The sequence below is a fragment of the Kitasatospora sp. NPDC058406 genome, from assembly GCF_042722765.1.
In the GTDB taxonomy this organism is placed as follows: Bacteria; Actinomycetota; Actinomycetes; order Streptomycetales; family Streptomycetaceae; genus Kitasatospora.
Genome location: NZ_JBHXKE010000367.1, coordinates 1 through 6,564 on the forward strand (window position 1 = coordinate 1; position 6,564 = coordinate 6,564).

Annotated in this window: 3 protein-coding genes; all 3 read left to right on the forward strand. The window is 74.2% G+C overall.

The window, feature by feature from the left end:
* Positions 1-313 (forward strand): DUF3592 domain-containing protein (locus ACFWOG_RS38600; RefSeq protein WP_380364210.1); only part of this gene is annotated, 313 nt, incomplete at its 5' end.
* Between the two features lie 505 nt (positions 314-818).
* Positions 819-3,686, forward strand: coding sequence for a type I DNA topoisomerase (topA, locus tag ACFWOG_RS38605; protein WP_380364212.1), 2,868 nt, complete (start codon positions 819-821; stop codon positions 3,684-3,686).
* A 169-nt stretch (positions 3,687-3,855) separates the two neighbouring features.
* Positions 3,856-6,564: dTMP kinase (gene tmk / locus ACFWOG_RS38610; RefSeq protein WP_380364214.1), on the forward strand; the 2,709-nt coding region annotated here is incomplete at its 3' end.

Below are 6,564 nucleotides of genomic sequence, written 5' to 3' on the forward strand. Positions count from 1 at the left end.
GGCGGGGCACGCCGGGCCGGCCGCCGTCCGGGCCGGGACGGCGGGAACGGCGGCGGCCGCAACGGCGGCGCCGGGCCGGATCGGCGAACTGGTGCTGACCCGCCCGCGCGGCCGTACCCCGCTGCGCCGCCCGGCCGGTCTGTCGCCCGGCGCGTCCGTCCGCATCGCCTACGACCCGCGCCGCCCCGGGCTGGCGGTGCTGGCGGCGGAGGAAGGCCCTCGGGCGGTGGTCGCCGACCTGCTGTGGGCGACGCTCGGCCTGGTTTGCCTGTCGGCCGGGGCACTCCTGCTGGTGGCCGCCTCCTCAGCCTGAGACCGGCCCGAGACCGCGCGTGATCTGGACCTCGACCCGGGCCGAGACCTGGCCCGAGACCGCCGGGGCCCGGCCCGCGACCCGTCCCGGGCGCCGTTCCGGGCCGGCCGCCGCGGTCCGGAGTTCCGTACCGCTGGCGTCCCCGCCGGCCCGTGCCGGTCCGCGCAGGCCCTGCCGCCCGCCTGCCGTCGGCTCGGCGCAGGCCGACCGGATTCTTTGTTGACAGATTTGGAAATCCGTCATTCCATCCTTCGGAACCCACCGAAGCGCCCTCCGCAGGGCGCGATCCTCCGTCGTCGGGTTACCGTTCGAGTGGCGTCGGTCGGCCTTGCCGGTGAAAAAGCAGGATCCGTCCGTTTGACAAGGGTGGCCGGGGTACGGTCACACTCCGCTGGTGGGGTCGTCGTACAGCGGCGGCCCCGGGTCGGTGGAGGGGTCGGGCGGAGCGCAGCCCGTGCTGCCAGCGCCGACCAGCTCACATAACGACCGGGAGAGAAGAGCGAAGGTGTCCCCGAGCAGCGAGACCGCGCACGGACAGCGACTCGTCATTGTCGAGTCGCCGGCCAAGGCGAAGACGATCAAGGGCTACCTTGGCCCCGGCTACATCGTCGAGGCGAGCGTCGGGCACATCCGCGACCTGCCGAGCACGGCCGCCGAGGTCCCGGACAAGTACACCGGCGAGGTGCGTCGCCTGGGCGTGGACGTGGATCACGACTTCGCTCCCATCTACGTGGTCAACGCTGACAAGAAGTCCCAGGTCAGCAAGTTGAAGTCGCTGCTCGCGGAGTCCGACGAGCTCTTCCTCGCCACCGATGAGGACCGCGAGGGCGAGGCCATCGCGTGGCACCTCCAGCAGGTGCTCAAGCCCAAGGTGCCGGTGCACCGGATGGTGTTCCACGAGATCACCAAGGCCGCCATCCAGGAGGCGGTGCGCAACCCGCGCGAGCTGAACCAGCGCCTGGTCGACGCCCAGGAGACCCGCCGCATCCTCGACCGCCTCTACGGCTTCGAGGTCTCGCCGGTGCTCTGGAAGAAGGTCATGCCGAAGCTGTCGGCGGGCCGCGTGCAGTCGGTCGCGACCCGGCTGGTCGTCGAGCGCGAGCGCGAGCGGATGGCCTTCCGCTCGGCCTCGTACTGGGACCTGGTCGGCACCTTCGGCACCGGGCGCACCCCGGCGGACGCGGCCAACCCGGAGACCTTCGGGGCCCGGCTCTCCTCCGTGGACGGCAAGCGGATCGCCAGCGGCCGTGACTTCGGCCAGGACGGTCGCCTGAAGTCGGGCAGCACCGGCACCCTGCACCTGGACGAGCAGGCCGCCCGCACGCTGGCCGCCGCCCTGGAGCAGACGGCGTTCTCGGTGCGCGGCGTCGAGTCCAAGCCGTACCGCCGCTCGCCGTACGCGCCGTTCCGCACCACCACGCTCCAGCAGGAGGCCAGCCGCAAGCTGGGCTTCGGTGCCAAGCGGACCATGCAGGTGGCCCAGAAGCTGTACGAGAACGGCTTCATCACCTATATGCGTACCGACTCGACCACGCTGTCGGAGACCGCCGTCACCGCCGCCCGCGTGCAGGTCACCCAGCTGTACGGGGCCGACTACCTGCCGGACGCGCCGCGCACCTACGCCTCCAAGGTGAAGAACGCGCAGGAGGCGCACGAGGCGGTCCGCCCGTCCGGCGACCGGTTCCGCACGCCCGCCGAGACCGGCCTGACCGGCGACGACTTCCGGCTCTACGAGCTGATCTGGATGCGCACCGTCGCCTCCCAGATGAAGGACGCGGTCGGCCAGTCGGTCACCGTGAAGGTCGGCGGCCGGTCCGCCGACGGCCGGGACGTCGAGTTCTCCGCCTCCGGCAAGATCATCACCTTCCACGGCTTCCTCAAGGCCTACGTCGAGGGCGCCGACGACCCGAACGCCGAGCTGGACGACCGCGAGCGCCGGCTGCCGCAGGTCACCGAGGGCGACCCGCTGGCCGCCGAGCAGCTCAACCCCGAGGGGCACGCCACCAAGCCGCCGGCCCGCTACACCGAGGCCTCGCTGGTCAAGGAGCTGGAGGACCGGGAGATCGGCCGCCCCTCCACCTACGCCTCGATCATCGACACCATCATCAACCGCCGGTACGTCTTCAAGAAGGGGACGGCGCTGGTGCCGTCGTTCCTCTCCTTCGCCGTGGTCAACCTGCTGGAGAAGCACTTCGGCCGGCTGGTCGACTACGACTTCACCGCGAAGATGGAGGACGACCTCGACCGGATCGCGGCGGGCGAGGCGAAGTCCGTGCCGTGGCTGAAGCGCTTCTACTTCGGCGAGGCCGCCGGTGAGGGCGCGGCCACCGGCGGCGCCGCCGAGGCCGGCAACGGCGACGGCGACCACCTGGGCGGTCTGAAGGAACTGGTCACCGACCTCGGCGCGATCGACGCCCGGGAGATCAGCTCGTTCCCGGTCAGCGACGCCATCACCCTGCGGGTCGGCCGCTACGGCCCCTACGTCGAGCGCGCCTCCGAGGTCGAGGGGGAGCCCGGCCAGCGCGCCGACATCCCGGACGACCTGCCGCCGGACGAGCTGACCGTCGAGCTGGCCGAGGAACTGCTGGCCCGGCCCAGCGGTGACTACGAGCTCGGCGCGGACCCGGTCAGCGGCAACATGCTGGTCGCCAAGGACGGCCGCTACGGGCCGTACGTCACCGAGATCCTGCCCGAGGGCACGCCCAAGACCGGCAAGAACGCCGTCAAGCCGCGGACCGCCTCGCTGCTCCAGTCGATGTCGCTGGACACCGTCACCCTCGACGACGCGCTGAAGCTGCTCTCGCTGCCGCGCGTGGTCGGTGCGGACCCGGAGGGCGTGGAGATCACCGCGCAGAACGGCCGCTACGGCCCGTACCTCAAGCGCGGCACCGACTCCCGCTCCCTCACCAGCGAGGAGCAGATGTTCACGGTCACGCTGGAGGAGGCGCTGGCGATCTACGCCCAGCCCAAGCAGCGCGGCCGCGCCGCCGCCGCGCCGCCGCTGAAGGAGCTGGGCACCGACCCGGTCAGCGAGCGCCCCGTGGTGGTCAAGGACGGCCGCTTCGGCCCGTACGTGACCGACGGCGAGACCAACGCGACGCTCCGCAAGGACGACGAGGTCGAGACCATCACCCCCGAGCGCGGCTACGAGCTGCTCGCCGAGAAGCGGGCGCGCGGACCGGTGAAGAAGACGGCGAAGAAGGCCCCGGCCAAGAAGGCGGTGGCCAAGAAGACCGCGGCGAAGACCACCACCACCAAGACGGCGGCGGCCAAGACGGCGGCCAAGAAGACCACCACCAAGACCGCCGCCAAGAAGACGACGACGGCCAAGAAGGCAACCGCGAGCAAGGCCGCCGCCACCGACGAGGGCTGACACCCGATCGGCGGCACCGGGCCCGCGTCCGCTCCGGCGGCGCGGGCCCGGTTCGTTCGGGGGCAACGCGCGACGGGCGTGTGCGGACTCTGTCACAACCCTGCGATGGCGCCCGTCCGGAGCTGCGCTCCCCTCTTTTGCGCCATGCGCCGACCGCTACGCTGACGGTATGACGAGCGCGGAGCAGCCCACCCCCAGCGTCGCCGAGGCCGCGAGAGCCGGCACGCCCGACCTTGCCGAGGTCGCGCCGGCCGGAACCACCGGCGAGCGGGTCCGCGCGCTGCTGCGCCTGCGCCCGTACCGCCGGCTCTGGACCACCCAGCTGATCGGCGGCACCGCCGACCGCCTGGGACTCCTGGTCCTGCTCGCCCTCACCGTGATCGCCGCCGCACTCGGCGGACAGTTCGGTGACCTGCCGCGCAGCCTCGCCTTCGCCGTCGCCGCCGTCTTCGGGGCCCGGCTGGCGGCCACCGGGCTGGTCGGCGCCGCCCTGCTCGGCCCGGTGCACGGGCTGCTCAGCGGCAGGCTCGACCGACGCTGGACGCTGCTCGGCGCGGACGCCCTGCGTGCCGTGCTGATCGGTGTCGCGCCGTGGTGGATCGTCTGGCTGGGCTCCGGCCCGAAGCCCTCCGGCGCCGCGACCTGGGTGCTGCTCGCGACCGTCTTCGTGACCGGCGCCGCCGAACGGGTCTGGGCGATCGGCAAGGCCGCCGCCGTGCCCGGCCTGCTGCCCCCCGCCAACCCCTTCGCCCCCGCTGCCGAGCGCCGCCCGTCCGCCGCCAACCTGGCGACCGTCCGGAGCCTGGACCACCGCACCGGCTGGGCCACCGTGCCGCTCGCCGCCGCCGCCCTCGTCGCGCTCACGCTGCTCAACAACATCTTCGCGGCGCTCGGCTCGGACTGGCTGCGCGCCCACCAGACCACCTTCGCCGCCGTCGGCGCGGCGGCCCTGTTCGCCGTCTCGGCCGTCCGGATCCACTTCCAGGAGCTGCCCGGCGGCGCCGTCAAGGTGGCCCCGCACTCCCCGCTGCAGGGCCTGCGCGCCCCGACCGACGCGACCCCCGGCCCGGCCATGGCCAAGGGCCGCACCGGCTCCGCCCCGTACTTCACCTTCGCGGTGGCCGCCGGGTACGCCGCGATGGCCGGTGTCTGCGCGCTGGCACTGCTCACCGCCGCCGAGCACCGCGCCGGGCCGATCGGCTACGGCCTGCTGGTGCTCGCCGCCACCGGCGCCCCCGCGCTGGGCGTCCGGCTCACCCGGGCGACCCTGCCCTCGCTCTCCCGCCGCCGGCTGCTCGCGCTCGCCCTGCTGACCGAGGGCGTCGCGCTGATCCTGGCCGGCCTGGTGCTGGACTTCGTGCTCGTGCTGCTGCTCACCGTGCTGGCCGCGGTGGCCGCCGGGATCGTCATCACCGCCGGGCGCGGACTGCTCGCCCAGGAGGTCGAGGAGGCCCGGCTCCCCAAGGTCACCGAACACCTGCACGCGGTGCTGCGGGTCGTGGTGGGCGCCGCACTGATCGTCGTCCCGCTGATCGCCGCCGCCTACGGGGACGTCGCGTACGGGGAGGTCGAGCCCGGCTCGTTCACCTTCATCCACGGTGGCGCGGCCCTCGCGGTCGCCACCGCCGGACTGCTCACCCTGGTGCTGGCGGCCGTCGTCCTGCTCCGGACCGACGACCGGCGCGGCACCGCCCCGTTCGGCAAGGACCTGCTGGACGCCCTGCGCGGCGTCACCGGCCCGGCCCCCCACCGCACGGCGGGCACCGGCTTCTTCATCGCCCTGGAGGGCGGCGACGGCGCCGGCAAGTCCACCCAGGCGCAGGCGCTCGCCGAGTGGATCCGGGGCAAGGGCCACGAGGTGGTGCTCACCCGCGAACCCGGCGGCAGCCCGGTCGGGCAGCGGCTGCGCGGCCTCGTCCTGGACGTCGGCAACACCGGCCTCTCGCACCGCGCCGAGGCGCTGATCTACGCGGCCGACCGGGCCGAGCACGTCGAGAACGTCATCCGCCCCGCACTGGCCCGCGGCGCGGTCGTCATCACCGACCGGTACATGGACTCCTCGATCGCGTACCAGGGCGCCGGCCGCGACCTGGCCGCCACCGAGGTGGCCCGGATCTCGCGCTGGGCGACCGGCGGGCTGCTGCCCGACCTGACCGTCGTCCTGGACGTCGACCCGACCCGGGCCCGGGAGCGGTTCACCGAGGCGCTGGACCGGCTGGAGTCCGAGCCGACCGAGTTCCACCAGCGGGTCCGGTCCGGCTTCCTCTCGCTGGCCGCCGCCGACCCGGCGCGCTACCTCGTCGTCGACGGCAGCCAGCAGCCCGGCTTCGTCACCACCGCGATCCGCCACCGGCTCGACCGGGAGCTGCCGCTCTCCGAGCAGGAGAAGGCCGCCCGGGCCGAGCAGGAGCGCCTCGCCCGGGAGGAGGCCGAGCGGCGCGCCGCCGAGGAGGCCCGCAAGCGCGCCGAGGAGGAGGCCGCCGAGCGGAAGCGCCAGGAGGTGCTGGCGCAGCTCCGGGCCGAGCAGGCCGAGCAGGAGCGCCTCGCCAAGGAGGAGGCCGAACGGGTCGCCGCCGAGGCTGCGCGCAAGGCGGCCGAGGAGGCCCGCAAGCGCGCGGAGGAGGAAGCCCGCCGACGTGCCGAGGAGGAGGCCAGGCGGCGCGCCGAGGAGGAGGCCCGGCTGGCCGCCGAGGCCGCCGAACGCAAGCGGCTCGCCGAGGAGGCGGCCGCCCAGGCGGAGCTCCAGCGGCAGCGCGAGCTGGCGCGGGAGGAGCAGCGCCGCCGGGCGGAGGAGGCGCTGCAGCGGGCCGAGGAGGCCCGGCTGGCGCAGGCCGCCGCGCTGGCGGCCGCTGCTGCTGCGGCGGCCGAGGCGGCGGAG